Below are 25,765 nucleotides of genomic sequence, written 5' to 3'. Positions count from 1 at the left end.
AAAATTCCGGCCCGTTTTCTTTGAAAGAAAACGGCGCACCCCGCAGCCCGCAGCCACATCTTTCGAAAGGCTTTATAATGGATACCCCTTTCCGCTCATCCCCCCGGATCGTGAAACCTGAATGGATCGATTTTAACGGCCATCTGAACATGGCCTATTATTCGGTGCTGATGGATAACGCCGTCGACGATGCCTATGAGCAGATCGGATTTGGGCCCGAGTATCAAAAGCAGGGCTGCACCACCTATGTGGCCGAATTCCACATCTGCTATATTCGCGAACTGCATGAGGGCGCGCAGACCTACTGCACCTTCCAACTGTTGGATTTCGACGAAAAACGGTTCCACACGTTCACCGAGCTTTGGCATGTTGATGGCTGGCTTGCCGCCACGGGCGAGGCATTGACCTTGCACGTCGATCAGTCCGGCCCCCGCGTCGCCCCCATGCCACAGTCGGTCCTGTCCAAGCTTGACGCGATGAAGCAGGCGCATAGCAGTCTGCCCTTTCCCGAACGTGCCGGCCGTAAAATCGGGCTGAAAAAGTAGGCGATAAGAAGCAACACCCGATAAGTTGCAAAATCGATGCGCCCGACACGTTGTGCGGCAATTGGTGATAGGCTAAGACGTTTCAAACAACGCCAAAGGACGCCCATGCCCCGCTACGAATACAAAGTCGTTCCCGCACCGAAAAAGGGCCTGAAGGGCAAAGATATCAAAGGGGCCGAAGCGCGTTTTTCCCATGCGTTGGAAGAGCTTATGAACAGCCTTGCAAGCGAGGGCTGGGAATATCAGCGTGCGGAAACCTTGCCATCGACCGAACGTTCTGGCCTGACTGGAACCACAAAAGAATGGCGCAATGTGCTGATTTTCCGCCGTCCGCATGCAAGCGATACGGATGCGTTTAGCCCCGAACTTCTGCCCGCTCCGCAAGTTACGGTGCCGGGTCAGGATGGCTCTGATACGAAAGCTGACAGTATTGCCCCCGCACCACGGGGCGACACGGCTGGCGATACAGATGTAAAATCTGACGACGCGCAGAAAGACACTACGCCATCGTCCAACACGACCGCATCCAACACGACCCCGCCCAAAGGCGACTAAACGTCGAGATCCAGCGCCAGCGCGTGGATACGGCCGATTAATTCAGGCCCCAACGCCTCGTGCACGGCGCGGTGACGTGCAATCCGGTTCAAGCCCTTGAATTTCTCTGACCTGATTTTTACGTTAAAGTGACTTTCGCCCCCCTCTTGAAAGCCCGCATGACCGCGATGGCTTTCGCTGTCATCCACCACATTCAATTCCGTCGGCGCAAAGGCGGCTTCCAAACGGTCGGCAATTTCCTGAGTTACTGACATTTTTTCGCAAAGCCCCCTTCAATCTGGCGCTGCAATCTTTAGAGTGATCGTCCTGAGTCGGAAAGGTCCATATCATGCCCAAAGCTGATCCCTTTGGATTCGACATGTCAGTGTCGTCTTCCAAAAAGAAAAACCCCCGTGGCCGCAGGGGTATGTCCGGTGCATCCGAGACATCACAGCGGCTGTGTTCCCACGAGGGATGCCAGGAGCCCGGTAAATACCGCGCGCCCAAGGCCCCAGATGTGCTGGACGACTATTTCTGGTTTTGCCAGCAGCACGTGCGCGAATATAACCTCAAGTGGAACTTCTTTGACGGCACCACCGAGGCCGAATTGAATGCACAGCAGTCCAAAGACAAAGTTTGGGAACGCACCACCAAGCCGCTTGGCGATCCCGAGGCACGCGCCTGGGCCCGTCTGGGCATCGAAGACCCCCATCAGGTGCTGGGCAAAAACGCGACCCAAAACCCGGGCAAAGGCCCCGCTGCCGGCCGTCGTTTGCCCCCCACAGAACGCCGCGCGATCGAGATTCTCGAGGCCAAGGACAACTGGACCAAGCCCGAGGTGCGCAAAGCCTATAAGGCGCTGATCAAGGTCTTGCACCCTGACATGAACGGTGGCGACCGCAGCCAGGAAGAGCAGTTGCAAGAGGTCGTCTGGGCTTGGGACCAAATCAAAGTCAGCCGCCACTTTAAGGACAAATAAACCTATCACCGCGCGCAACGGCCTGGCATGGGCCACAGCGCGCGGTCCGCATTAGGCGTGCCCTAATTGCCCCTATCTGCACAGACGCGACACGCCGTCATTGCCGCAGATGCGAATTGGGCCTTTCCCTCAGGCTTAAGAAAGATATGTTGCCTAACGAAACCGCCCTGACCTGCAGGCGCGCATGATTATGAAGGACGCACAGAATGGCCGAGACCTCATTGGATCTTAACGCAAAACCCACCAAAGAGATCTCCGTTCGCGAAGTCTTTGGTATCGACACAGACATGATCGTTCATGGCTTTGAGGAACGCACAAGCCGCGTACCGGATCAAGACAGCACCTATAAGTTTGATCCAGACACCACGATGGCCATTCTTGCCGGCTTTAACCACAACCGTCGCGTTATGGTTCAGGGCTATCACGGGACAGGGAAATCCACCCATATCGAACAGGTGGCAAGCCTGCTGAACTGGCCCTGTGTGCGTGTTAACCTTGATAGCCACATCAGCCGGATCGACCTGATCGGTAAAGACGCGATCAAACTGGTCGACGGCAAACAGGTCACCACCTTCCAAGAAGGCATCCTGCCGTGGGCCCTGCGCAACCCGACTGCGATTGTGTTCGACGAATACGATGCGGGCCGCGCCGACGTAATGTTCGTGATCCAGCGCGTTCTCGAAGTAGACGGCAAGCTGACCTTGCTGGACCAGAACAAGGTCATCGAACCGCACCCCTATTTCCGCATTTTCGCGACCGCCAACACCGTTGGTCTGGGCGATACCACGGGTCTGTACCACGGCACCCAGCAAATCAACCAAGGTCAGATGGACCGTTGGTCGCTGGTCGCCACGCTGAACTATCTGTCGATCGAGGCCGAGACCCAGATCGTTCTGTCCAAGAACCCGCATTACAACACCGACAAGGGCCGCAAGACGATCAAGCAGATGGTCACCGTTGCCGACCTGACGCGCACCGCGTTCATGAACGGCGATCTGTCCACCGTGATGTCCCCGCGTACCGTCATCGCATGGGCCCAGAACGCCGAGATTTTCCGCAACGTCGGCTATGCCTTCCGCCTGTCGTTCCTGAACAAATGCGACGAGCTTGAGCGCCAGACAGTGGCCGAGTTCTACCAGCGTCTGTTCGACGAAGAACTGCCTGAATCAGCGGCCAGCGTGAGCTTGGGGTGAAAGCTTTAGCGATCCTCGTCATCATAACTTTTGTTGGTTGGTTTAGCTATAAGAGTGGATATTCATCTGGGGTAGAAACATCACCAGAGTATGCGGCAGAGGTAAAGGCGGCGACAGCACAGAGGAACCAGCAGTTGGAGCAAGACCTCAAAGCTGCGGCATCATACCAGACGCCCACGATTGCTGAATGCGTACCAGTTCTGGCAGGGTTTGATGGGGATGAAATGTCATTTTGTACTGATCTATTAGCCCGATATCAGCATGACGAACATGAGGCTCGAGAGCTTGAATTCAGGAGTAGGGATTAAGATGTCTAAACCTTCCGATAACCCCGCCGACGCGTTCAAAAAGGCGCTGGCCGAAGCGACCAAGGTCATGTCCCATGACCCGGACGTCACGGTAAGCTATTCCGTTGATCCCTCGGGCATGTCCGGCGACGCAATGCGCCTGCCGCAGGTCAGCCGGCGCATGACCCGCGACGAAGTGTTGCTGGCCCGTGGCACCGCAGATGCGCTGGCGTTGAACCGGCGCTATCACAATGGCCAGACCCATTCGAAATACCTGCCCAATGGCGACATGGCCCGCGAGTTGTACGAGGCGATGGAAACCGCCCGTTGCGAGGCCGTGGGTGCCCGCGACATGCCCGGCACCGCCGGAAACATCGACGCCAAAATCAAATATGATGCGCTCCGCAAGGGCTATGATCAGGCCAAACAGCCCAGCGATGTGCCACTGTCCACCGCTGCGGGATATCTTGTGCGCCATCTGGCCACGGGCCGCGATCTGCCCCCCGGCGCGTCCAACGCAATGGAACTGTGGCGCGGTTATATCGAAAATCAGGCGGGTGCCACGCTAGAGACATTGAACGACACGTTGGACGATCAGGCAGCGTTCGCGCGGTTTGCCCGCAAGATGATCGTTGATCTGGGCTATGGCGACCAGTTGGGCGATGACCCTGACCAGTCCGACGACGACCAAGACAGCGCCGAAGAAGAAGGCACCGAAGAAGAGCAAGATCCGGATAGCACAGGTCAGGACGACGATGACGACGAGCAGGCAGAAGCCTCGCCCGAGCAGTCGCAGGAACAACAGCAAGACGAATCCCAAGCGCAAGTGTCGATGGATGACATGGCCGATCAGGAGCTTGGCGAAGAAGCCGAGATGCCCGATGGCGACGCCCCGATGGAGCCACCCGCCCCGCCGCAAGCATCGGACGCGGACCCCAATTATTTGGTCTACCGCACCGACAATGACGAGGTGATCGGCGCAGAAGATCTGGCCGAACCCGCCGAGTTGGAACGCCTTCGCGCCTATCTGGATCAGCAGCTTGAGCCTTTGAAAGGTGCCGTAAGCCGCCTTGCCAACAAGCTGCAACGCCGCTTGCAGGCGCAACAGAACCGGTCATGGGAATTCGACCTCGAGGAAGGCACGCTGGACGCGGGCCGTCTGGCACGGATCGTGGCAAACCCGACCACGCCGCTGTCGTTCAAGATGGAAAAAGACACCGAATTCCGCGACACTTGCGTGACGCTGCTGCTGGATAACTCCGGCTCCATGCGGGGACGTCCGATTTCGATCGCGGCGATTTGTGCGGATGTTCTGGCGCGCACGCTGGAACGCTGCAACGTCAAGGTCGAGATCTTGGGCTTTACCACCCGCGCGTGGAAAGGCGGTCAGGCCCGCGAGACATGGCTGAACGAAGGCCGCCCCGTGCAGCCCGGCCGTCTGAACGATCTGCGCCACATCATCTATAAATCTGCCGACGCCCCATGGCGCCGGACGCGGCCCAATCTGGGTCTGATGATGAAGGAAGGGTTGCTGAAGGAAAACATCGACGGCGAGGCGCTGGAATGGGCGCACCGCCGGATGATCGCCCGCCACGAGTCGCGCAAGATTTTGATGGTGATTAGTGATGGTGCCCCTGTCGATGACAGCACGCTGTCGGTGAACCCCGCCAACTATCTTGAAAAGCACCTGCGTGACGTGATCGCCATGGTCGAGAAACGCAAAGCTGTTGAATTGCTGGCAATCGGCATCGGCCATGATGTGACCCGTTACTATGACCGCGCGGTCACGATTACCGATGTTGACCAGCTGGCCGGTGCGATGACTGAACAGCTGGCGGCGCTGTTTGACACCGATCCCCGTGCACGGGCCCGCGTCATGGGCATGCGCCGCGCGGGCTGAGACGGCGGGACGCTCCGCGGGGAGTTTATTTGGCAAAATGAAGAGGGACTTGCGTCATGTTTCAATCGTTTGAGGTGACATCGAGGCCTGAGCAAGGCCCGCCGCGTTTGGCGGCCTTGCGTACCCAGTTAAAGGCCGAAGGGCTAGACGGGTTTCTGGTGCCGCGTGCTGATGCGCATCAGGGCGAATATGTTGCCCCGCATGATGAACGGTTAAGCTGGCTGACGGGGTTCACCGGATCTGCCGGATTTTGCGCCGCGTTGATGGATGTGGCGGGCGTGTTTATCGACGGGCGATATCGCACGCAGGTCAAGGCGCAGGTGGCGGATGTTTACACGCCGGTGGCTTGGCCAGAGGTGTCTTTGGCCGACTGGCTGAGGGCGGAATTGCCCGATGGCGGGATCGTCGGGTTTGATCCGTGGCTGCATGCTGTGGGCCAGATTGAACTACTAAATACTGCACTGAAAGGCAGCGGCATCGAAATGCGGCGGTGCGAAAACCTGGTGGACCGGATTTGGGGGGATCAACCCGCCCCGCCGATGTTCCCCGCCAAGGTGCACCCGCTAGAATTCGCAGGGGAATCCCACGGCGAAAAATGCGCGCGTTTGGCCGAAGAGCTGCGCAAAAAGGACGAGACCGCCGCTGTCATTACCCTGCCCGACAGTCTGTGTTGGCTGCTGAACGTGCGCGGGGCTGACATCGCGCGCAATCCGGTGGTGCATGGATTTGTCGTGCTGCACGCTTCTGGTGCGGTTGATCTGTTCGTTGCCCCCGAAAAAGTCACCGATCTGGCCGATCACTTGGGTGACAACGTCACGGTGCATGAACCCGATGCATTGCTGGGATACCTTGAGACCCTCGCAGGGCCGATCCGTTTGGATAAATCAACGGTTCCGGTTGCTGTGGTCGATGCTGTTGGTGTCCGCGCATCTTGGGGTGATGACCCCTGCGCCCTGCCCAAGGCCTGCAAGAACGAGGCCGAGGTTGCGGGATCGGCAGCGGCGCATTTGCGCGACGGGGCGGCGTTGGTTGAATTGCTGGCCTGGCTGGATGCCCAAGCCCCCGGCACCGTGACCGAGGCGCAGGTCGTGCGCCAGCTTGAGGAGCAACGCCGTCGTGACAACGCGTTGCAAGACATCAGCTTTGAGACCATTGCAGGCACCGGACCCAACGGCGCGATCATGCATTATCGCGTGACCGAGGAAACCGATAGCACCCTTGAGGAAGGGCACCTGCTGGTGCTGGATTCAGGCGGGCAATATCTGGATGGCACGACCGACATCACCCGCACCATTCCCATCGGTGCCGCCCCTTTGGAGGCGAAACAAGCATTTACCCGTGTGTTGGCGGGGATGATCGCGATGAGCCGCCTGCGCTGGCCGCAGGGCCTTGCGGGTCGCGATATCGAGGCGATTGGCCGCGTGCCGCTGTGGATGGCGGGGCAGGATTTTGACCACGGTCTGGGCCACGGCGTTGGCGCATATCTAAGCGTACATGAGGGGCCGCAGCGGCTGAGCAAGGTTAGCACCGTGCCGTTGATGCCCGGTATGATTCTGAGCAACGAGCCGGGATATTACCGCGAGGGGGCCTTTGGCATCCGGTTGGAAAACCTGCTGGTGGTGCGCCCTGCCCCTGATTTGCCCGGCGGCGACGCACACCGCAAAATGCTGCATTGGGAAACCCTTAGCTTTGCGCCCATCGACACACGGTTGGTGATTGCGGATATGCTGGACAGCGCGGCGCGCGACTGGCTGAATGTCTATCATCGCGACGTCGCGGAAAAGATCGGGCCACGCCTATCGCATGAGGCAAAATTGTGGTTGGATGCTGCAACTGCGCCGATCTGAGCGCTGCATAGTTCAGTTATTTTAGGGAGGCCGGTCCGCGATGTCAGACCATATCAAGATTTTGAAAGCCGATGGCACGTGGACAGTCCGTGCCGGAGGTGCCGTGCTGGCCGAGACCAAAGACGCGCTGGAACTGCGCGAAGGCGACCGGGATGCAGTTATCTATATCCCCCGCGGTGACATCGCGATGGCATTTCTGGACAAGACCGACAAGACGACCCATTGCCCCCACAAAGGCGATGCGACCTATTATTCGGTCGTCACCAAAAGCCGGACTTTGCAGAATGTCGCATGGTCATATGAAGACCCCAGCGACCAAGCCGCTGAGATCAAAGGGCATCTTGCCTTTTACAACCTGCCCGAAGTCACCGTCGAGCAGATTTAAACGCTTAGACGTTCAGCAACCAACTGGTGTCGGCGCTTAGGGCGGCGGCATCGGTATTTTGCATAATCACCACCACATTCCCCTCAACGACAATCTCGCTGTCCGTCCCGTTTGAAGCGGCGCGGATTTCGAACTTGCCGTCGCCCGGTGCGAATTTCGCGGGGGAGCTTTGGGTTTCTTGCAGGTACAAGCCGTCTTCGGTCAGATCGAAATCGGTCACGATCACGGGCTCTGTGCCCACCTGATCATAGCCGATTGCGTTGATGACATCTGCGCCTTCGCCCCCTGTAACGATGTCGCCGTCGTTGACGCTGATCGTGTCATTGCCATCACCCGCCACAATCGTGTCAGCCAGCGTATCGGATGCGCCTGTCACATCACCGGCAAAGTCAAAGTCGTAGGCGCGGATAACGTCATTGCCAGCACCGCCGTCAATGCTGTCAGCACCGGTACCCGCCAGCAAAAAGTCGTTGTCGTCATTGCCGAACATGGTGTCATTGCCCTCTCCGCCAAAGAGCGCATCATTGCCCGATCCACCGGAAATCAGATCGTCGCCTTTGTTGCCAGCCAGCTTGTCAGGGCCTTCGCCGCCATCAAGTGTATCGTTGCCCGGCCCGGCGTTCAGCGTGTCGGCACCGCCGCCACCCGACATGTCGTCGTCGCCGGCACCACCGCTTAGCAGGTCGTTTTGGGTGCCGCCGTCCAGCACGTCATTGCCACCGCCGCCATTTAGAGTGTCGTTCAATCCGCCACCCAGCAGGGTATCATTACCGGCGTTACCGTTCAGCAAGTCATTACCGCCTTGCCCGTCAAGCTGATCATCACCGATCATCCCGCTTAGGGTGTCATTCCCGATGCCGCCGAACAGCGTGTCATTGCCAGCACCGCCATTCACTCCGTCATCGCCTGCGTTGCCGTACAGCAGATCATCACCGTCATTGCCTTCGACATAATCGACACCCGCGCCGCCAGACAGCAGGTCGTTGCCACGACCCCCTAACAGGGTATCTGCGCCAAAGTTGCCTTGGATGTCATCGGTGCCAGACCCGCCGTTCAACAGATCGCTATCGGCACCGCCGCGCAGAACATCGTTGCCTGTGCCGCCAAGCAACGTATCGTCCTGCGCATTCCCGAACAATGTGTCGTCGCCGCTGCCGCCATCCAAGCTGTCAGCGCCCCTGCCACCTGTCAGTGAATCGGTGCCGCCAAAACCGCCAAGGCTGTCGTCGCCATAGTTCCCTTGCAGATCGTCATCGCCCGAACCGCCATCCAATGTGTCGGCCCCGTTGTTGCCAAGCAGGGTGTCGTTGCCAGCGTTGCCGCGCAGCAGGTCGTCGCCCTCTCCTCCGGCCAAGCCATCATCATTGCCATAGCCGGTCAGAACATCCGCGCCGTTGCCACCGGCCATAAGGTCGACGCCGGGCCCGCCGTTGATGGTATCATCGCCATCATCGCCATAGGCCAGGTTATCGCCGCCGCCCAACGACACGCTGTCATTGCCGGTACCGCCCAGCACCACGTCATCATTGCCAAATCCGTTAAGCGTATCGTCGCCCGCAAGCCCGTCCAGAAAATCAGTGGCTCCGGTACCGTTCAAAAGATCGCCACCACCAGTACCCGTCTGGGTTTCAAAATCCAGATCCGCATCATCGAAATCCTCGTCGTCTACACCGCTGGTATCGACAAGGCCCGACACGCCAAAAAGCGCGAGTGCAGGTAATAAAAACAAGCTAAGCATCAAAATATCTCCACTGAAAAAACCTCCCCTGAAAGTTACGTGGATAATAATGCTTTGTTAAGGCTTATTTCCGCCATAATTCACAACTCGCGCGTCGGTTGAGCAACAATGTTACGCATGACGAAAAACTGTCTTGAAAACTGGTACAATCTTCGGGCTGCGGGTCTTCTATATTCAGGAATGTTCTTCGGCTGCGGTCTCGGCCAGGGCGCGATTATAGGCTTTCAGCGCGTCCACATGGAACAAGGCACCCAACAGTTCAGGCGGGGAATCAGCCCTGAGGGTGACCACAGGAATAAAGGATCGGCCCGATTGCTCAAAGATCGGCATCGCGGCCTCTAGCGTGGCGGTGCCATCGATATATGTGCCCTCACCGATCAGTTCCCAGCAGACATCATCATTGGCCGCACCCGGATCATCGCGGCTGCGCATCACCCGCGCCGCCATGAACATCGCCAGCAAATAGGCTTGCGGCCCGGCGGCCAGATGCACGCCGCGCCGTTCCATCTGGGTCAGGAAAAAACTGCGATCAACGATGCGCGATGCAAAGGCCGTGGACATACTGACGGCGACCATCACGGCCAAACCAGTTTGCCAATCGCCCGTCAGTTCGAACACAATCAACGTCGTCGAGATCGGCGCGCCCAATACGGCGGCGGCCACCGCCCCCATCCCCGCCAAAGCATAAAGCGACGTGACCCCGGACACATTTGGAAACACGCTGGTGGCGATCAAACCAAAGGCCAACCCCGTCAGCGCGCCCAACATCAACGACGGCGAAAACACCCCGCCGCCCATACGGCCCCCCAAGGTGATGGACACCGCGACGATCTTGAGCACGGCAAAAACAAAGGCTTCGTTCAGCACCATATTACCGGTCAAAGCACGGGTCGTGGTTTCATATCCGACCCCGATAATATGCGGATACCAAAGCGCAATGCAGCCCAGCAACGCCCCCGCAACAGCCGGGCGCAGATAGCGGGGAAGTTTGGATTTGTCTTGGATAAAGTTCCCGATATCCTCGGCCCAGAAAATGCTGCGCATAAGGATCACGGCGACCAATCCGCAGGTCAGCCCCAACAGCAAAAATGCCGGTAATTCAGCGTAAAACGCGACGTCCCCAACCGTGGGTAGGGCAAATTCAGTAAGGCCGCCGAACTCCATCCGGTTGATGACAGTCCCCGCAGCCGAGGCAATGACGATGGGGGCAAAGGCATGCACCGCGAAATGCCGCAACACGACCTCGAGCGCGAAAAGTGCGCCCGCGATCGGGGCGTTGAAACTGGCCGATACGCCCGCAGCCACAGCACAACCCAACAGATCACGCCCCGTAATGCCGCTGGCATTGATCCGGCGGCTGATCAGGGTCGAAATCACCCCTGCAAGATGAACAACCGGCCCTTCGCGCCCCGATGACCCGCCCGTGCTCAGCGTGATCAGCGATGCCAAGGCCGACGCCAGACCGGCGCGGGTCTCGACCCTGCCCTCGTGCATGGCCGCGCCTAAAATCACATCGCCGACACTGCGCACACGGGCGTCACGGGTAAAAATATGCAAAATCACCCCGACGGTCAGCCCCCCGATGGTCGGGATCAACACGACCCAATACCAGTCAAGGCTGCCAATGAAGCTGTGCAGATGTTCGACGTCATCAGTGCCGTAAAGAAACGCCTGTATCACGTTGATTCCCTTGCGGAAAAACAACGCCGCAAATCCGGCGGCGATGCCCACCACCAACGCAATAAACCAGAATGTAACCTTGCTCGGCCCCTTTTCGCGCAACACGTCCCAGCCCGATCGCGCCTTGATACAAGCGACGTCATATTGCTGGGTCAGATAGGGGCGCGGGTTCACGGGCATGGCTACTTTTGATAAAGGCTATACCCTGTCTAAGACACAGTTGCCGTTAGGAAAAGCCCCGCAATCTGCCTTGGTGCTTTAGGCTGCGAATTGATCGCCCAATAGGACCCGCGCAGCTGCACGTGCCGCTTCTGTAATCGTGTCGCCAGACAGCATGCGCGCGACCTCGTCGACGCGTTCGTCCTCTGACAACGGCGTGACAGTGGATAGGGTCATGCCCTTTGAAACGGCCTTGGACACCCGCCAATGATGCGCACCAAGGGCAGCCACCTGCGGGGAATGGGTCACGACCAACACTTGCCCGCCTTGGGACAGCGCGGCCAGTCTGCGCCCCACCGCATCAGCAGTCGCCCCACCAACACCGCGGTCGATTTCGTCAAAGATCATCGTCAGCCCGCTTTGGCCCTTGGTCAGGACAACCTTGAGCGCCAGCAGAAACCGGCTGAGTTCACCACCCGATGCGATCTTGCCCAAGGGGCCAGCGGGCGCGCCGGGGTTGGTCGCCACGGTAAAAGACACCGCATCGCGGCCTTCGGGGCCAGCGGCTTCGGGGCTGATCTGGGTCTGGAACACGGCGCGCTCCATCTTGAGCGGTGCCAGCTCTGCCCCTACGGCCTTGTCCAGCTTGCCAGCCGCCTTGGAGCGGGCCGCTGACAGGGCATCCGCCGCCGTGTCATAGGCAGCTTGTGCGTCGCGCACGGCCTTCTCCAACTCGGCCTGCGCGGCTTCACCCGCGTCAAGCGCATCCAGCTTGCCACGCAATGTGTCGGCAAAGCCTGCCAGATCATCTGGCTGGACATCATGCTTGCGGGCCAATCCGCGGATCGCGAACAAACGTTCTTCGGTTTCTTCCAGCTCGAGCGGGTTAAACGACATCGTATCGATCGCAGCGACGATACCTTCCATGGCGTCGTCCAGTTCGACGATGGCCCGTGACAGCGCGGCCATCGGGGCCTCGAGCGTGCCATCGGCCCGGTCCGCGACACCGTCCAGCCAGCGTAGCGCATCGCCCAACTGGCTTTCTGCACCGCCCTGCCCCAGCATCTCGTATGCGTTGACCACGTCCGACCGGATCTTTTCAGCGCCCTGCATCAAACGACGGCGGACATCCAACTGCGCCTCTTCGCCCTCTTGCGGGTTCAGCTTGTCCAACTCGGCCACAGCATGGCGCAGGAATTCCTCTTCGGCGGCGATGGCGTCGCGTTCTTGGGCGGCTTTGGTCGCCGCCTTGCGCGCGGCAGCAAGGGCGCTCCATGCTTGGCGGACCTTGTCGCGCAGGCCCGAAGCCTTGGCAAAATCGTCCAGAATTGCGCGGTGGCCTTTGGGGTCCAACAGGCCGCGGTCGTCGTGCTGGCCGTGCAGTTCAACCAATGTCTCAGACAGCGCCCGCAACACTTCGCCAGAACAGCGCCGGTCGTTGACCCATGCGGTTTTGCGGCCATCAGATGCGTTGATCCGGCGCAGGATCAATTCGCGGCCACCGGGCAGCCCGGCCTCTTCCAACACGGCATGGGCAGGATGCGTCTCTGCCAAATCGAACCACGCTGTCACTTCGCCTTGATCGGCCCCTTGGCGCACCAGATCGGCACGACCGCGCCAGCCCAATACAAACCCCAAGCTATCAAGCAAGATCGATTTTCCCGCCCCGGTTTCACCCGTCAGAACGTTCAAACCCGGCTGGAACGCAAGCTCCAGCCGGTCGATGATCAACATATTCGAGATGTCTAGGCCGCGTAACATGGGTCCACTTCCGTATGGGACGCTTTGATCGCGTCCGTCAGATCCATTCGCCCTTGATGGTTTGGCGATAAATAGCCGACAGCCAGTTGTTCCCGAACGACCGCATTTGCAGGCCTTTGCCGGTCAGCAGCTTATAGCTGGCCTCGTACCATTCAGTAGACTGATAGTTATGGCCCAAAATCGCACCCGCCGTCTGTGCCTCGTTCGTCAGACCAAGGGACAGATATGCCTCGACCAAGCGATGCAGCGCCTCGGCGGTGTGGCTGGTTGTTTGGAAATCCTCAACAACGACGCGGAACCGGTTGATGGCAGCGGTGTAATGGTCGCGGCGCAGGTAATAACGACCCACTTCCATTTCCTTGCCCGCCAGATGGTCAAACGCCAGATCGAATTTCAACACGGCAGAGCGCGCATATTCGCTGTCAGGGTACACTTCGATCACCTGACGCAATGCTTGCAACGCTTGAAAGGTCAGGCCCTGATCACGGCCAACTTCGTCAATCTGGTCATAATAGCTGAGCGCAAGAAGATAGCTGGCATAGGCCGCATCATCGTCATCGGGGAAGAAGTCGATAAACCGCTGTGCCGCAGATCGGCTGTTCGGGTAATCCTGATCTTGATGAAAGGCAAAGGCCTGCATGATCAAGGCCCGCTTGGCCCATTCGGAATAAGGGTAAAGCCGCTCGATCTCAGAGAAATATTCGGCCGCTTCGGCCGGGCGTCTGCGGTTCAATTCAAACTCGCCACGCTCGTAAATCTGTTCCGCGCTGTAGGTTTCCAGCGGGATTTCCTGTGGGTTGAAAAAGCTGTTGGTCGTACGACCGGTGTTTTGGTTGCCACTACATGCACCCAGCACGGCAACAACAACCACCGCGCCAATCAATCGCTTGCGCGACTTTGCAATTGTCATGCCTAACACCCTCGCTTCATTTTTCACGCCACGCATTGTGATACGACTTTGCCGGTGACTATCACAATAGATCACGCAACAAAACGATGATTAAACCCACAAGACAAAGTCTTATCGTCGCCGACTTGATTTTCAAAGCTAGGATTAACCAAGCTGAAGAGGAGTTTCAACTCTTCAACAGTATAGGGTCAAGCAACGGCGGGGATTTCATCCCAAACAAGACCATAACCCGGCAGTTGTTGCGCCATATCGGTATCACATTCGACCAACCGAACGGCACCGGGGGTTGCGAACAACGCCCGCAACAACGTGTTTGTCAACGAATGGCCCGCGCGCACGCCTGTATAATGGCCGATCAAGGGGGCCCCTGCCAACGCAAGGTCACCCAAAGCATCCAGCATTTTGTGGCGCACAGGTTCGTCCGCATGGCGAAGCCCGCCGGGGCTGACAACTTTGTCACCGTCAAACACCACAGCGTTTTCACCGGCGTCCCCACCAAGTGCCAGACCGTTGGCCTGCATCGCATCGACATCTGCCTGACGGCAGAAGGTACGGCTGTCACACAGTTCCCGCGCGAATGAACCGTTGTTCATCACCAGCGATTTCTGTTGGTGACCAATCGCCGCGTCTACAAAATCGATCTCAAAGTCGATTTTCATCGTATCGCTTGGCGCAATCGTTGCCGATGCGTCGCCGTCGGTCACAGTGACGGTTTTCAACACTTCAAGCACCATCACAGGCGCAGACAACACGCGCACACCGCGTTCCATGATACCGCGTACGAAGGGGGCCGCAGACCCGTCAAGGATAGGAACCTCGGGGCCGTCAATCTCGATCAGGGCGTTGTGAATACCGCAGCCCGCAATCGCAGCCATCAAATGTTCAACAGTCGACACTTGCAAACCCGACGCGTTCTCAAGCTTGGTGCACAAGGGTGACCGGTTCACGGCGTCCCAACGGGCGGGAATCAGACGATCGCCAACGTCGAGGTCGGACCGGGAAAACCAGATGCCATGATGCGCGCCAGCCGGACGGATCGTCACAGTCGCGGGAAGGCCCGAGTGCAGGCCCTTTCCGGTAAAGCTGATTGCCGTCTTGATCGTTGTCTGCACAATAAAACCTCAATGGTCAAAAATCGTCTGTCTAAGGTGAACAACCTCCTATCGAGGGGGTTCCGGATGCTCAATTCAATCATTGCTACGGTCTGAAACATGAATGTTACAATTAGGCACAAATGCGCCCATATTGCGCCAAGACACTGTTTTGCAATAATAATATCACCCGAAAAACACGCCAATCCATTTAAACTGTGATCAGTTTTATTCAATAAAACTCACGGGATTCAGCGGAACGTTACAAGGTTCACGCCCTGCCCGTGCTTGGCGTCACCTAGAACTCCCGCCCGAAAATGCAAAAAGACCACCCCGAAGGATGGTCTTTTCGATCGTCTACAAGGTCGTCTTGGTGGTCTTAGTTCGCCTGACGGCGCAGGAACGCAGGGATCTCGATGCGCTCTTGATCTTCGTCGTGGGAATCGCGCGGCTGTGGTGCAGCAGACGAGGCCCGCGTTTGCACTTGTGGCTGGTGACGTGCCGGACGCTGTTGCGCCTCTGGCTCACTGTGGCCTGTCATGCGGTTGATCAGCGAATTGATCCCAAAACGCTTTTCGCTTTGCTCGGGCGCGGCAGGCTGTGGGCGCTGCTGACCGGCTGTCGCAGGTGTCTTTTGAGCGGCGGCACGCAGACGCGCCAAGGCTTCGGGCGATGGTGTGCCGGGGGCCGGTGCACGCGGCGCTACGAATGCTTCTTGCTCGGGCTCGTGACGAACCTCCTCGCGGCGCGGCTGAAAGGATGCAACCTCGGGGCGGTAGGCAGGGGGCGGCAGATCATCTGCTTCGCCTGTGTCTTCGGCGAAAATATCATCTTGGCCGAAATTACCTGTGTCAGCCGAAGCGGCTTCTTTAAACAACTGTGGCTGCTCGTCTTCGTACTCTTCCTGAACCGCAACATTCTGAGGTGCTTCCTCGGCGGCGGGTGCAGGTGCTGCTACTTTTTGCTGCAATGGCTGCGACATCGAACGGCGCGGCACGGGCATTTCCGTGTTCACGTCGACCGCGTCAATACCGGTCGCAACAACGCTGACGCGCATGACGCCACCCAATTCGGTGTCCAGCGTGGACCCGACGATGATATTTGCCTCTGGATCGACTTCTTCGCGAATGCGGTTTGCCGCCTCGTCCAGTTCGAACAGGGTCAGATCGTGGCCACCTGTGATGTTGATCAGAACACCCTTGGCACCGCGCAGGCTGATTTCGTCCAGCAGCGGGTTGGCGATGGCTTTCTCGGCGGCTTGGATCGCGCGATCTTCGCCTTCGGCCTCGCCTGTGCCCATCATCGCTTTGCCCATTTCGTCCATTACGGCGCGAACGTCAGCAAAGTCGAGGTTGATCAAGCCGGGGCGGACCATGAGATCGGTCACGCCTTTAACACCTTGGTACAAAACGTCATCCGCCATGGAGAACGCTTCGGTGAATGTGGTTTTTTCATTCGCAAGACGGAACAGGTTCTGGTTCGGAATGATGATCAGCGTATCAACGACCTTTTGCAGGGCTTCGACGCCCTCTTCGGCCTGACGCATGCGTTTGTTGCCCTCGAACTGGAACGGCTTGGTTACAACACCAACAGTCAGAACACCCAATTCACGTGCGGCTTGTGCGATGATCGGTGCGGCACCTGTCCCGGTGCCCCCGCCCATACCAGCCGTGATAAAGCACATGTGCGCGCCGGCAAGGTGATCAACAATCTGTTCGATGCTTTCTTCGGCAGCGGCGGCCCCAACAGACGCCCGTGCCCCAGCACCCAAACCTTCGGTAACCTTGATGCCCAGCTGAACGCGGTGCTCTGCCTTGGCTTGCTGCAACGCTTGCGCGTCCGTGTTAGCAACCACGAAATCAACACCATCGAGGTTCTTCTCGATCATGTTGTTCACGGCGTTGCCGCCTGCGCCACCGACACCGAAAACGGTGATCCGGGGTTTCAGGTCACCCTGTCCGGGCATGGAAAGATTCAATGTCATGTGCCATCCGCCTGTAATTGCGTGCCCGCTAACGGGGCATTTATTCCGTTCAATTTGCCCTAGCGTATAGAGGTTAACGCCATGCGTCACCCAAAAAAACACAGTTTTGACACACTATCTGGGCGTTTTTTTGCCGATTCTTACCTGATTTTGCCCGATGCACTGCATCTTGCGATCACCAGTTGTCTCTAAACCACTTGACCGCGCGCTTAAGCGACCGCGCCGGATACCGATCTGCGGGAATATCAAAATCCCACCATTCGTCTTGCGGGTGGGCTGCAAACAGCGCCAAACCCACAGCCGAGGCAAAACCGGGGCCCGTTGCGGCCTGCGGCAGCCCGTGCACACGCAGCGGACGGCCAAGGCGGACCTGATGGCCCAAGATCTTGCTTGCCAATCCGTCAAGGCCGGGGATCTGGCTGCCGCCGCCGGTCAAAACGATCTGCTGGCTAGGCAAATGGTCGAACCCAGCCGCGTCCAGACGTGCGCGCACTTCCTCAAGGATCTCTTCGACGCGGGGGCGCATAATACCGATCAATTCGGCACGGCTGACCGTGCGCCGGTCATGTTCATAGTCGCCCGTGTCGCCGCCGATATCGATCATCTCGCGGTCATCCATCCCCGTGGCATGGACCCCGCCATAGAATGTCTTGATCCGTTCCGCGTTATTGGTGGGCACCTGTAATCCCATCGAAATATCCGATGTGATGTGATCCCCGCCCATCCGAACACTATCGGCATAGATCATGTGTTTGCGGATAAAGATCGACACGGATGTAGACCCGCCGCCCAGATCGATACAGGCAGCGCCCAGTTCCTGTTCATCTTCGACCAGTGCGGAAATGCCCGACACATAGGCCGAGGACGCGATCCCCGCCAGTTCCAGATCACAGCGTTTGATACAATGCGCCAGATGCTGCACGGCGGCGGCATCAACGGTCAGCATATGCATATCGACCGACAACGCGTTGCCCAACTGCCCGCGCGGGTCAGACAGGCCCGACCGGTTATCAATGGCAAAGTTCACGGGCTGCGCGTGCAACACTTCGCGGTCCTCGCCGTATTCAGGAACATCACAACTGGCCAAAACCTGTGCCACATCCTGCTCGGACACGACCTGCCCTTCCAGATCGATCTGCGCATCCAAACCATAGCTGCGCGGTTCAGCCCCCGAGAAACAGGCGATCACGTGATCAACGCGGATGTTGGCCATCTTTTGCGCGGCCTGAAGCGCCGTGCGCACGGCACGTTCGGTTTCTTGCATGGCGCAGATTTCACCAAAGCGCACACCGCGTGAACGGGTTGTCGCCGCACCAATGACGCGGAAACCGGATTGCCCGGCCAGCGATCCGATCTCGCCTTCGTCGGAAATGCGGCCGGACCCGTCAAACCGCAGGACAAGGCAGGCGATTTTCGAGCTGCCCACATCCAAAATAGCCACAACGCCGCGCTGCATAGCAAGCTTGCGCATGTGGCGCATCGACCGTTGACTGTCGTAAAGATCCATAACGTTACTGTCCCGAAATTTGCCTGATGCGCCACCATTCTTGGGTGGCCTCTTTATTCATTTGTACGGTTGGTCTTTGTGCCAACCGCATGTCGACCCGCGCAACATCACGGGTCAGAACCTCTTGTGCGCCTTCCAGCGCGATAACGCGTTCCAACGCTTGGATTGCACCCGTTTCGGGCAGCAAAATGCGTTGTTCGCGATCCAGCACAACATCCCAACGGCGCGCGCCCATGCGGACAAACCCGCGCAGACGGTCGCCCAAGGGGGCCGCGACCCGCAAAAGATCCAGTGCCTCGGCGACGCTGACATTTGCCTCTTCACCCGCCACCAGCGGCAGATCAGAACGGTCCGTGCGGTGGACCAATCTGCCGATATAGGCACCGCTGGCGTCGATCAGCGCCAAACCGTCCTGGCTGCGCCACACGGCAACTGCAACGCGCGGCTCGACCTCGACCTGCAACAGCCCGCCGGGTTTCACCCGCAAGGTTGCGTGCTTGACGCCCGGCAGCTGCATGATCGTGGACCGCATCGCCGCCAGATCAAGGTCAAAAGAACTGGTCGGGAAATCAATTGGCAACGCAGCGCGTACATTTGCAGCCAGTTCGGGCCCGGCACCATCAATGGCCATCAGCTTGACCATAAATTCGGGGCGCTGCTGGATGCTGGACCGCAGGCTGGCATAGCCATCGGTGATCTGCCCGCGCCGCGCATCATCGGTCAGATAGACCGTGCCTACCAACAGCGCCAAGCAAAACGGCACACCAAAGCGCAGGCCAAACAGGAATGCGGGGGTCAACATCAGACGTTGCATGCGCCACGCCCAACGGGACGGGGCCGGATCAGCCTTGATGGCTCTGGCGGGTTTCACGCGGTTTATCAGCGATTGCATGATGCGTCCTCCACCATCCAGGCGCAAAGTTCGCCAAAGGAAATGCCAACCGCCTGCGCCTGTTCAGGCGACAGCGATGTGGGCGTCATACCGGGCTGGGTGTTTGTCTCAAGCAAGATCAGGCCATCGGCACCGCGGCTTTCATCCCAGCGGAAATCCGTGCGGCTGACACCACGGCATCCAAGCGCGTTATGGGCGCGCAGGGCATAATCCATGCACAGTTCAAAAATCTCTTGGGGGATGTCGGCGGGCACCACATGGGTCGATCCGCCCTCTTTGTATTTCGCGTCGTAATCATACCAGCCGGTGGTCAGGATATCAGTCACCGTCAAGGCGCGCTGCCCCATCACGGTCGTCGTCAATTCGCGACCGGCGGCAAAGCGTTCGACCATCACCTCGGTTGGCATATCCGCGCTCAGCTGCGGCGGGCCGTTGTTTTCGATATCAACCAGATAGACGCCGACAGACGACCCTTCGTTGTTGGGCTTAACGACATAGGGCGGTTCCATCACGTGGCGGGCGCGCACATCCGCGGCAGGCGCGATAATGCTTTCGACAATCGGCAACCCGGCAGACCGGAACACTTCTTTGCTGCGTTGTTTGTCCATGGCCAGCGCCGAGGCCAGCACACCCGAATGACTATAAGGAATACCCATCCATTCAAGAATACCCTGAACGCAGCCGTCTTCGCCCCAACGACCATGCAGACAGTTCAACACAACGTCAGGGGACGCCGCGCGCAGATCAGCGCACAGATCGGGGCCAGCATCCACCTCGATCACGTTGAAATTCTTGTCCCGCAAAGCAGCAGCGCATGCACGCCCCGTTGAGAGAGACACATCCCGCTCAGCGGAAGGGCCGCCCATCAATACCACTACTTTCGGGTCTGTCCTGCTCGACATGCCCACTCAATGTGCCTTTTTAACTGGGTCTTGCTGACCCTATTTATTGTGTAGTTTGCCGCGACGCGGCACCGTGCCTGAACGTTCGCGCGATTATTTTTCGCCGATACGCATAATTTCCCACTCTAGCGTGATACCGCTGGAATCGTAAACCTTTTTTCGCACTTCTTCGCCCAATCCTTCCAACTCTGCGGCAGTGGCGCCACCGGTGTTGATCAAGAAGTTCGGGTGTTTGGGGCTCATTTGCGCGCCGCCCAAGGTGGCACCGCGCATTCCGGCGTCGTCAATCACCTTCCATGCCTTCAGATCATGGCGATCATCGGCCTGCCCCGTGCTGGAAAATCCGGCCGGGTTGCGAAAGGTCGAACCGGCGCTGCGGTCTTTGGTGGGCTGGGTTTCATCGCGCTTGCGCAGTTGGTCTTCCATGCGGGTATGCAGCGTTTCGGGATCGCCCTTTGGCGGGGCAAATATGGCCGAGATCACGACACACCCGTCGTCCAGCGTGGTCTGGCGGTATTTAAAATCAAGGTCTTGCGCCGTCAACGTGACCAGATCGCCGCTGCGCGTAATCGCCTGCGCGCTGACAAAGTGATCGGCCGTATAACTGCCATAACAGCCTGCGTTCATCCGTACCGCACCACCAATGCTGCCCGGGATCGTGCGCAGGAACGTCAGATCCAGACCTGCATCCGCCGCTTTACGGGCCACATGGGCATCCAGCGCCGCCGCGCCTGCAATCACATGGTCGCCATCGATCTCGATCTGGTTAAAGCCGCGGCCCAGCCGGATCACCACGGCACGCAACCCGCCATCGCGCACGATCAGATTGGACCCGACCCCCATCGGAAACACTGCCACATTTTCGGGCAATGCACGCAAGAAAGCCGCCAGATCATCAGCATCGGCAGGTTGATACAGATAATCAGCCACGCCGCCAACGCGCAGCCATGTCAGATCGCTTAGCGGGCGTTGCGGCGTCAGCTTGCCGCGCATGTCGGGAAATGAAATATCTGTCATGTTGTGCGGGGTATCGCTGTTTGCGGCTGTCGTCAAACCGGCGGGTTTCTTGGGCGGCAACCACGCGCCACTGGCGTATCACACAGCCCATACGCGGGCCAAAAGGCCCGATTGGGCGTTATTCAGCTGGGCCTTGAAACGCCGTGCGCCGCAGCCAGCGCATCAGAAAGATCACCGGCCAGCGCAAGACCGAACACCCCGCCGCCAGAACCAGCATGCCAATCCATGGCCCGTGCTGCATCGTCACATAGCCGACAATCGGAATGCCGACCGCGATCAAGCCATAGGCGTTGCGCCAGTGATTATCGGAACTGGGGGTCAGTGCGATGATATTGGCAATAACAGCCCATAGACAGGCAAGCGTCAGGGAAAGGGTCACCTTGGCACCTCGGGTTTTTGCCCGCGCAGCTTTGCCAGTAGAAACAGCAAAGGATTGCGGAACATGGACACATAGGCAGCAAGAGCGATCACACTAAAAACAAACCCAACTTCAAAACCAATTACAATAATCAAAACCGGCCCCGCAACCAACAGGATCGCCCCCGGAATAAACTGCATACGCAAGGGCAAGGTGGCGACGGTTGCTGACAAGAATACCCAGATCAGGCAAAGCCACGCAAGCGTCATTCTACGCCCCCGCGTTTGGCCAGGCCCGCCATTCAGGCAGTACCCTTTTTTATCGCTTCCAATGCAGCGGGCAACCCATTGGCCCAAGCGCTGATCGTACCGGCCCCAAGGCAGACAACCATATCCCCCGGCCCTGCTTGTTCGAGCACAAGGCGGGCAAGGTCGTCTTCGTCTTGAACAGCGCGGGCGTGGCGGTGACCGTGGCGGATAAGCCCCGCCACCAGATCATCGCGGCTGGCCCCCTCAATCGGGTCTTCGCCGGCGGCGTAAACTTCGGCAATGCCCACCACATCGGCATCGTTAAAGCAGGCGCAGAATTCTTCGAAATGGTGATGCAGGCGGCTGTAGCGGTGCGGCTGGTGCACGGCAATCACGCGGCCTTCGGTTGCCTGGCGCGCGGCCTTTAGTACGGCGGTGATTTCAACCGGATGGTGGCCATAATCGTCAATAATCGTGACGCCGTCCACTTCGCCCACTTTGGTAAAGCGACGGTTCACGCCCCCGAAACCGGCAAGTGCTGCGCGAATTTCATCGACCTTCATGCCAAGGTGACGCGACACGGCAACGGCAGCCAAGGCATTCGATACGTTGTGATCACCCGGCATTGGCAGGGTGCAATCCTTGATCACGATGTCTTCGGCCTGAAACTGGATGTCGAAATGCGCAACGCCCGCTTTGTAGCGCAGGTTTACCGCACGCACGTCGGCTTGGGCGTTGAAACCATAGGTCATCACGCGGCGATCGGTGATCTTGCCCACCAGCGCCTGCACCTCGGGGTGGTCGATGCAACAGATCGCCAGACCGTAGAACGGAATGTTCGACACGAAATCCAAGAAACCCTGACGCAAGGTGTCAAAGTCACCCCAATGTTCCATATGTTCGGGGTCGATATTGGTCACAATCGCAATGGTCGCAGGCAGGCGGTTGAACGTACCGTCGGATTCGTCGGCCTCGACCACCATCCATTCGCCCTGCCCCATCCGCGCGTTTGACCCGTAGGCGTGAATGATCCCGCCGTTCACAACCGTGGGGTCAATGCCGCCATGGACCAGCAGCTCGGCAACCATGGTGGTGGTCGTCGTCTTGCCGTGGGTGCCTGCAATCGCGATGTTGGATTTCAAGCGCATCAACTCGGCCAGCATTTCAGCACGGCGCACAATCGGCATCCCGGCAACGCGCGCGGCGTCCAGTTCGGGGTTGCCCGGTTTGATCGCGGACGAGATCACGATGACCTCGGCCCCTTGAATGTTTTCGGCTTTTTGCCCTTCGAACACGGTCGCGCCAAGTTCGACCAGACGGTCGGTGATCTTGGTCGTTTTCAGGTCAGACCCCTGCACACGGTAGCCGTGGTTCAACAACACTTCGGCAATACCGGACATGCCGATGCCACCAATGCCAACAAAATGAATCGGGCCCACATCGGTAGGAAGCTTGGTGGCTGCGTTCATGTTGCGGGTCCTTTATTTCCCAAGTGTTCTACCAATTGTGCGAGCTGTTCTGCCGCGTCAGGCTTGCCCGCCGACAGGGCCGCCTTGGCCATTTGCTGTGCGCCGGACGGGTTCGACAGCACCATCTCAATCTGTTTGGTCAGGCGTTCCGGATCGGCCATGTCTTCGGGTACCAGGATTGCCGCACCAGCAGCAACCAACCCGCGCGCATTTGCGGTTTGATGATCACCCGTCGCCGCTGCATAGGGGATCAGAACCGAAGGGCGGCCAATGATCGACAAATCCGCAACGCTGGACGCGCCTGCCCGGCTGATAACCAACTGCGCCTCTGACATGCGGCGCGGCACGTCGTGGAAGAACGGCTGTACGTCCGCGTTGATCCCATTTTCGGCGTAGAATTCAGACACCCGCTGCGCATCTTCGTCGCGCGCCTGATGGCTGACGCGGATATTGCGCAGCATCTCCATCGGCAGGTTTGCAAGGGCGGGTGGCACGACCTCGCTTAGGATGCGCGCGCCTTGGCTGCCGCCCATCACCAACACTTCCATCGGGTAATCGCCCGGCTCGATATATCCGGCACCGGCACGTTCCAACACGGATGCGCGCACAGGGTTACCCACATGATACGCCTCGACGCCCTCGGGCAGGGTCGTGGGCCAGGTGCCACAGGCAACCGCATCTACACGTTTGGCAAAGAACGTATTCACCCGCCCCAACACGCCGTTCTGTTCGTGGATCATCCGGGGTTTGCGCAAAATCCAAGCGGCAGTCAAAGACGGGATCGACGGATACCCACCAAAGCCCACAACCACATCCGGTCTATCGCGCAGCATGCTAAAAACAGCCCCCATGACGCCGCCAAAAATACGAAACGGGGCCACCGCCTTGGCCGCCAAACCACCACGGGCAAAGGTCGCACTGCTGATCTGCTGAATTTCGACCTGATCGGGGAAACCGCCAGTATAACGCGCGCCGCGTGCATCTGTTGACAGCTTGACCCGCCAGCCGCGCGCCAGCATCACCTCGGCCAGCGCCTGCGCGGGGAACATGTGCCCCCCGGTGCCGCCCGCAGCGATTGTCAAAAGCGGAATACGTCTATTCATCGGCCACGCCCCCGGCCCAACAGGTCGGAGATCTGGCCCTGTGGCCGCGTCCGCGTAAAGGCCAGCAACATGCCAACGGCAATGCCCGACGCAATAACCGACGACCCGCCATAGCTAACGAACGGCAAAGTCATCCCCTTGGCGGGCAGCAACCGCACGGCAACGCCCATGTTGATCATCGCCTGCACACCAAACATGCACGCCAGACCGGTGCCCGCCAGACGAATGAACGGATCACGTTCGCGCACCAAACGCAGCAACGATCTGACCACCACAACCGCATATAGAATGATCACGGCCATCACCAAAATCAGCCCGTATTCTTCGGCGGCAACCGCGATGATAAAATCCGTATGCGCATCAGGCAGCGACCATTTCACTTGTCCTTCGCCCACACCAACGCCGAACAACCCGCCCTCGCGGATCGCATCCGTGGCATAGCCAAGCTGGGTGCGCGGATCGACATCAGGCGACAAAAACCCGTCAATCCGGCGGGCGAAATGTTCGGAATTCGAATAGGCCACGGTGCCGGCAACCACCACCATGCCGGCCATCCCGACCAGCAATACCAGCGGCGCACCGGCGATAAAATACATCACGCCCCACCCGAACAACACCAGACAGGCCTGCCCGAAATCGGGCTGCAAGGCCAACATCAACACAATGGAAACACATAGCGCAAAGGACCATGTCTTGCCCGGCGGGCCGTTAATCTCAACAGACGCAGCCATCATCCACGCGGATACAACCACAAAACCCGGCTTCAAAAACTCGGACGGTTGAAACGACGCAAAGCCCAGCGAATACCATCGCATCGCGCCTTTGCCAAAGTCTGTTCCGAAAAACGGCAACAATGCCAAGGCCACGAATGATACCAGAAACCCGATAACAGCAAGCCTGCGCACCATGGTCGGCGTCATCATCGACGTCAGCAGCATCGCCCCAATCGCAAGGAACCCGAACACGGCCTGACGCTGGACATAATGAAAGGAATCAAACCCGTTTTTGGCAGCCAGTGGCGGCGACGCAGCCAGCCCCAACAGCATCCCGACGGCAAACAACATGAGGATGCAAAACATGCCCCATTTATCAATTGTCCGCCACCATTTTGGAAGAATGGGTTCGCCATCCCGTACGGGAACCGCGCCATAGACCATTTCTGTCATGGTAACTGCCTTACACTGCCTCATCACGCCCCTTTTCGGGGTCTACCTTTAACTATAGCGCGAATTGGCCAACGGCGCTAGCCCGTTTTCACATCGCCCGCGCAAACCTG

23 protein-coding genes are annotated in these 25,765 nt (G+C 58.6%); 7 read left to right on the top strand and 16 right to left on the bottom strand.

Annotated features, from left to right (window positions below):
- The first annotated feature begins 77 nt into the window (after positions 1-77).
- The gene (locus KZZ06_RS00705) at positions 78-545 is read left to right on the top strand and encodes a thioesterase family protein (RefSeq protein WP_219578115.1); all 468 of its coding nucleotides are present in this window, start codon (positions 78-80) and stop codon (positions 543-545) included.
- Positions 546-650: 105 nt separating this feature from the next.
- Positions 651-1,100 carry a DUF4177 domain-containing protein gene (locus KZZ06_RS00700; RefSeq protein ID WP_219578114.1) on the top strand — a complete coding sequence of 150 codons (450 nt, stop codon included), beginning with the start codon at positions 651-653 and terminating at the stop codon, positions 1,098-1,100.
- On the opposite strand, the gene KZZ06_RS00695 is transcribed toward KZZ06_RS00700, so the two are convergent.
- Complete coding sequence (locus KZZ06_RS00695) at positions 1,097-1,354, bottom strand: BolA family transcriptional regulator (protein ID WP_219578113.1); 258 nt, start codon at positions 1,352-1,354, stop codon at positions 1,097-1,099. The genes KZZ06_RS00700 and KZZ06_RS00695 overlap by 4 nt on opposite strands.
- A 74-nt stretch (positions 1,355-1,428) precedes the next feature.
- Between KZZ06_RS00695 and KZZ06_RS00690 the strand changes: the two genes are divergently transcribed.
- From KZZ06_RS00690 to KZZ06_RS00670, 5 genes are all read left to right on the top strand, one after another.
- Positions 1,429-2,058, top strand: coding sequence for a J domain-containing protein (locus KZZ06_RS00690; protein WP_219578112.1), 630 nt, complete (start codon positions 1,429-1,431; stop codon positions 2,056-2,058).
- Positions 2,059-2,264: 206 nt separating this feature from the next.
- Complete coding sequence (cobS, locus tag KZZ06_RS00685; protein WP_219578111.1) at positions 2,265-3,251, top strand: cobaltochelatase subunit CobS; 987 nt, start codon at positions 2,265-2,267, stop codon at positions 3,249-3,251.
- A gap of 309 nt (positions 3,252-3,560) precedes the next feature.
- Positions 3,561-5,438 carry a cobaltochelatase subunit CobT gene (gene cobT, locus KZZ06_RS00680; protein ID WP_219578110.1) on the top strand — a complete coding sequence of 626 codons (1,878 nt, stop codon included), beginning with the start codon at positions 3,561-3,563 and terminating at the stop codon, positions 5,436-5,438.
- A 56-nt stretch (positions 5,439-5,494) separates the two neighbouring features.
- Positions 5,495-7,285 carry an aminopeptidase P family protein gene (locus KZZ06_RS00675; RefSeq protein ID WP_219578109.1) on the top strand — a complete coding sequence of 597 codons (1,791 nt, stop codon included), beginning with the start codon at positions 5,495-5,497 and terminating at the stop codon, positions 7,283-7,285.
- Between the two features lie 40 nt (positions 7,286-7,325).
- Positions 7,326-7,670: a DUF427 domain-containing protein gene (locus tag KZZ06_RS00670; RefSeq protein ID WP_219578108.1), complete on the top strand. Its 345-nt coding sequence runs from the start codon at positions 7,326-7,328 to the stop codon at positions 7,668-7,670.
- A 4-nt stretch (positions 7,671-7,674) separates the two neighbouring features.
- Here the strand turns inward: KZZ06_RS00670 and KZZ06_RS00665 are convergent, their stop codons facing one another.
- The 15 genes from KZZ06_RS00665 to ftsW all read right to left on the bottom strand — a co-directional run bounded on the left by KZZ06_RS00665 (position 7,675) and on the right by ftsW (position 25,655).
- Complete coding sequence (locus tag KZZ06_RS00665; RefSeq protein WP_219578107.1) at positions 7,675-9,408, bottom strand: calcium-binding protein; 1,734 nt, start codon at positions 9,406-9,408, stop codon at positions 7,675-7,677.
- A gap of 174 nt (positions 9,409-9,582) precedes the next feature.
- Positions 9,583-11,268 (bottom strand): chloride channel protein, encoded by a 1,686-nt coding sequence (locus tag KZZ06_RS00660; protein ID WP_219578106.1) that lies wholly within the window; start codon positions 11,266-11,268, stop codon positions 9,583-9,585.
- Positions 11,269-11,346: 78 nt separating this feature from the next.
- The gene (gene recN, locus KZZ06_RS00655; RefSeq protein WP_219578105.1) at positions 11,347-13,008 is read right to left on the bottom strand and encodes a DNA repair protein RecN; all 1,662 of its coding nucleotides are present in this window, start codon (positions 13,006-13,008) and stop codon (positions 11,347-11,349) included.
- A gap of 37 nt (positions 13,009-13,045) precedes the next feature.
- The gene (locus tag KZZ06_RS00650; RefSeq protein ID WP_219578104.1) at positions 13,046-13,918 is read right to left on the bottom strand and encodes an outer membrane protein assembly factor BamD; all 873 of its coding nucleotides are present in this window, start codon (positions 13,916-13,918) and stop codon (positions 13,046-13,048) included.
- A 188-nt stretch (positions 13,919-14,106) separates the two neighbouring features.
- Positions 14,107-15,030 (bottom strand): UDP-3-O-acyl-N-acetylglucosamine deacetylase, encoded by a 924-nt coding sequence (lpxC, locus tag KZZ06_RS00645; protein ID WP_219578103.1) that lies wholly within the window; start codon positions 15,028-15,030, stop codon positions 14,107-14,109.
- A gap of 358 nt (positions 15,031-15,388) precedes the next feature.
- Positions 15,389-16,993 carry a cell division protein FtsZ gene (gene ftsZ / locus KZZ06_RS00640; RefSeq protein WP_219578102.1) on the bottom strand — a complete coding sequence of 535 codons (1,605 nt, stop codon included), beginning with the start codon at positions 16,991-16,993 and terminating at the stop codon, positions 15,389-15,391.
- Between the two features lie 175 nt (positions 16,994-17,168).
- Complete coding sequence (gene ftsA / locus KZZ06_RS00635) at positions 17,169-18,473, bottom strand: cell division protein FtsA (RefSeq protein WP_219578619.1); 1,305 nt, start codon at positions 18,471-18,473, stop codon at positions 17,169-17,171.
- 31 nt (positions 18,474-18,504) lie between these two features.
- On the bottom strand, positions 18,505-19,392 hold the full coding sequence (locus tag KZZ06_RS00630) for a cell division protein FtsQ/DivIB (protein WP_219578101.1): 888 nt from the start codon (positions 19,390-19,392) through the stop codon (positions 18,505-18,507).
- The gene (locus KZZ06_RS00625) at positions 19,380-20,294 is read right to left on the bottom strand and encodes a D-alanine--D-alanine ligase (protein WP_219578100.1); all 915 of its coding nucleotides are present in this window, start codon (positions 20,292-20,294) and stop codon (positions 19,380-19,382) included. The genes KZZ06_RS00630 and KZZ06_RS00625 overlap by 13 nt, the downstream gene beginning before the upstream one ends.
- Positions 20,295-20,387: 93 nt before the next feature.
- Complete coding sequence (murB, locus tag KZZ06_RS00620; RefSeq protein WP_219578618.1) at positions 20,388-21,311, bottom strand: UDP-N-acetylmuramate dehydrogenase; 924 nt, start codon at positions 21,309-21,311, stop codon at positions 20,388-20,390.
- Between the two features lie 118 nt (positions 21,312-21,429).
- Entirely contained in the window at positions 21,430-21,690 is a 261-nt protein-coding gene (locus KZZ06_RS00615) for a DUF2484 family protein (protein ID WP_219578099.1), read from the bottom strand.
- The gene (locus KZZ06_RS00610; protein ID WP_219578098.1) at positions 21,687-21,938 is read right to left on the bottom strand and encodes a DUF2484 family protein; all 252 of its coding nucleotides are present in this window, start codon (positions 21,936-21,938) and stop codon (positions 21,687-21,689) included. The genes KZZ06_RS00615 and KZZ06_RS00610 overlap by 4 nt, the downstream gene beginning before the upstream one ends.
- A 32-nt stretch (positions 21,939-21,970) precedes the next feature.
- Positions 21,971-23,386, bottom strand: a complete 1,416-nt coding sequence (gene murC / locus KZZ06_RS00605; protein WP_219578097.1) for a UDP-N-acetylmuramate--L-alanine ligase — start codon at positions 23,384-23,386, stop codon at positions 21,971-21,973.
- Positions 23,383-24,489: an undecaprenyldiphospho-muramoylpentapeptide beta-N-acetylglucosaminyltransferase gene (murG, locus tag KZZ06_RS00600; RefSeq protein ID WP_219578096.1), complete on the bottom strand. Its 1,107-nt coding sequence runs from the start codon at positions 24,487-24,489 to the stop codon at positions 23,383-23,385. Before murG ends, murC begins: the two co-directional genes overlap by 4 nt.
- Entirely contained in the window at positions 24,486-25,655 is a 1,170-nt protein-coding gene (gene ftsW, locus KZZ06_RS00595) for a putative lipid II flippase FtsW (protein WP_219578095.1), read from the bottom strand. Before ftsW ends, murG begins: the two co-directional genes overlap by 4 nt.
- Positions 25,656-25,765 lie beyond the last annotated feature (110 nt).

Source organism: Sulfitobacter sp. CW3, from assembly GCF_019392245.1.
Lineage (GTDB): Bacteria > Pseudomonadota > Alphaproteobacteria > Rhodobacterales > Rhodobacteraceae > Sulfitobacter.
Note: the sequence above shows the minus strand (reverse complement) of the source record. Positions and strands in the feature narration are given on the sequence as shown.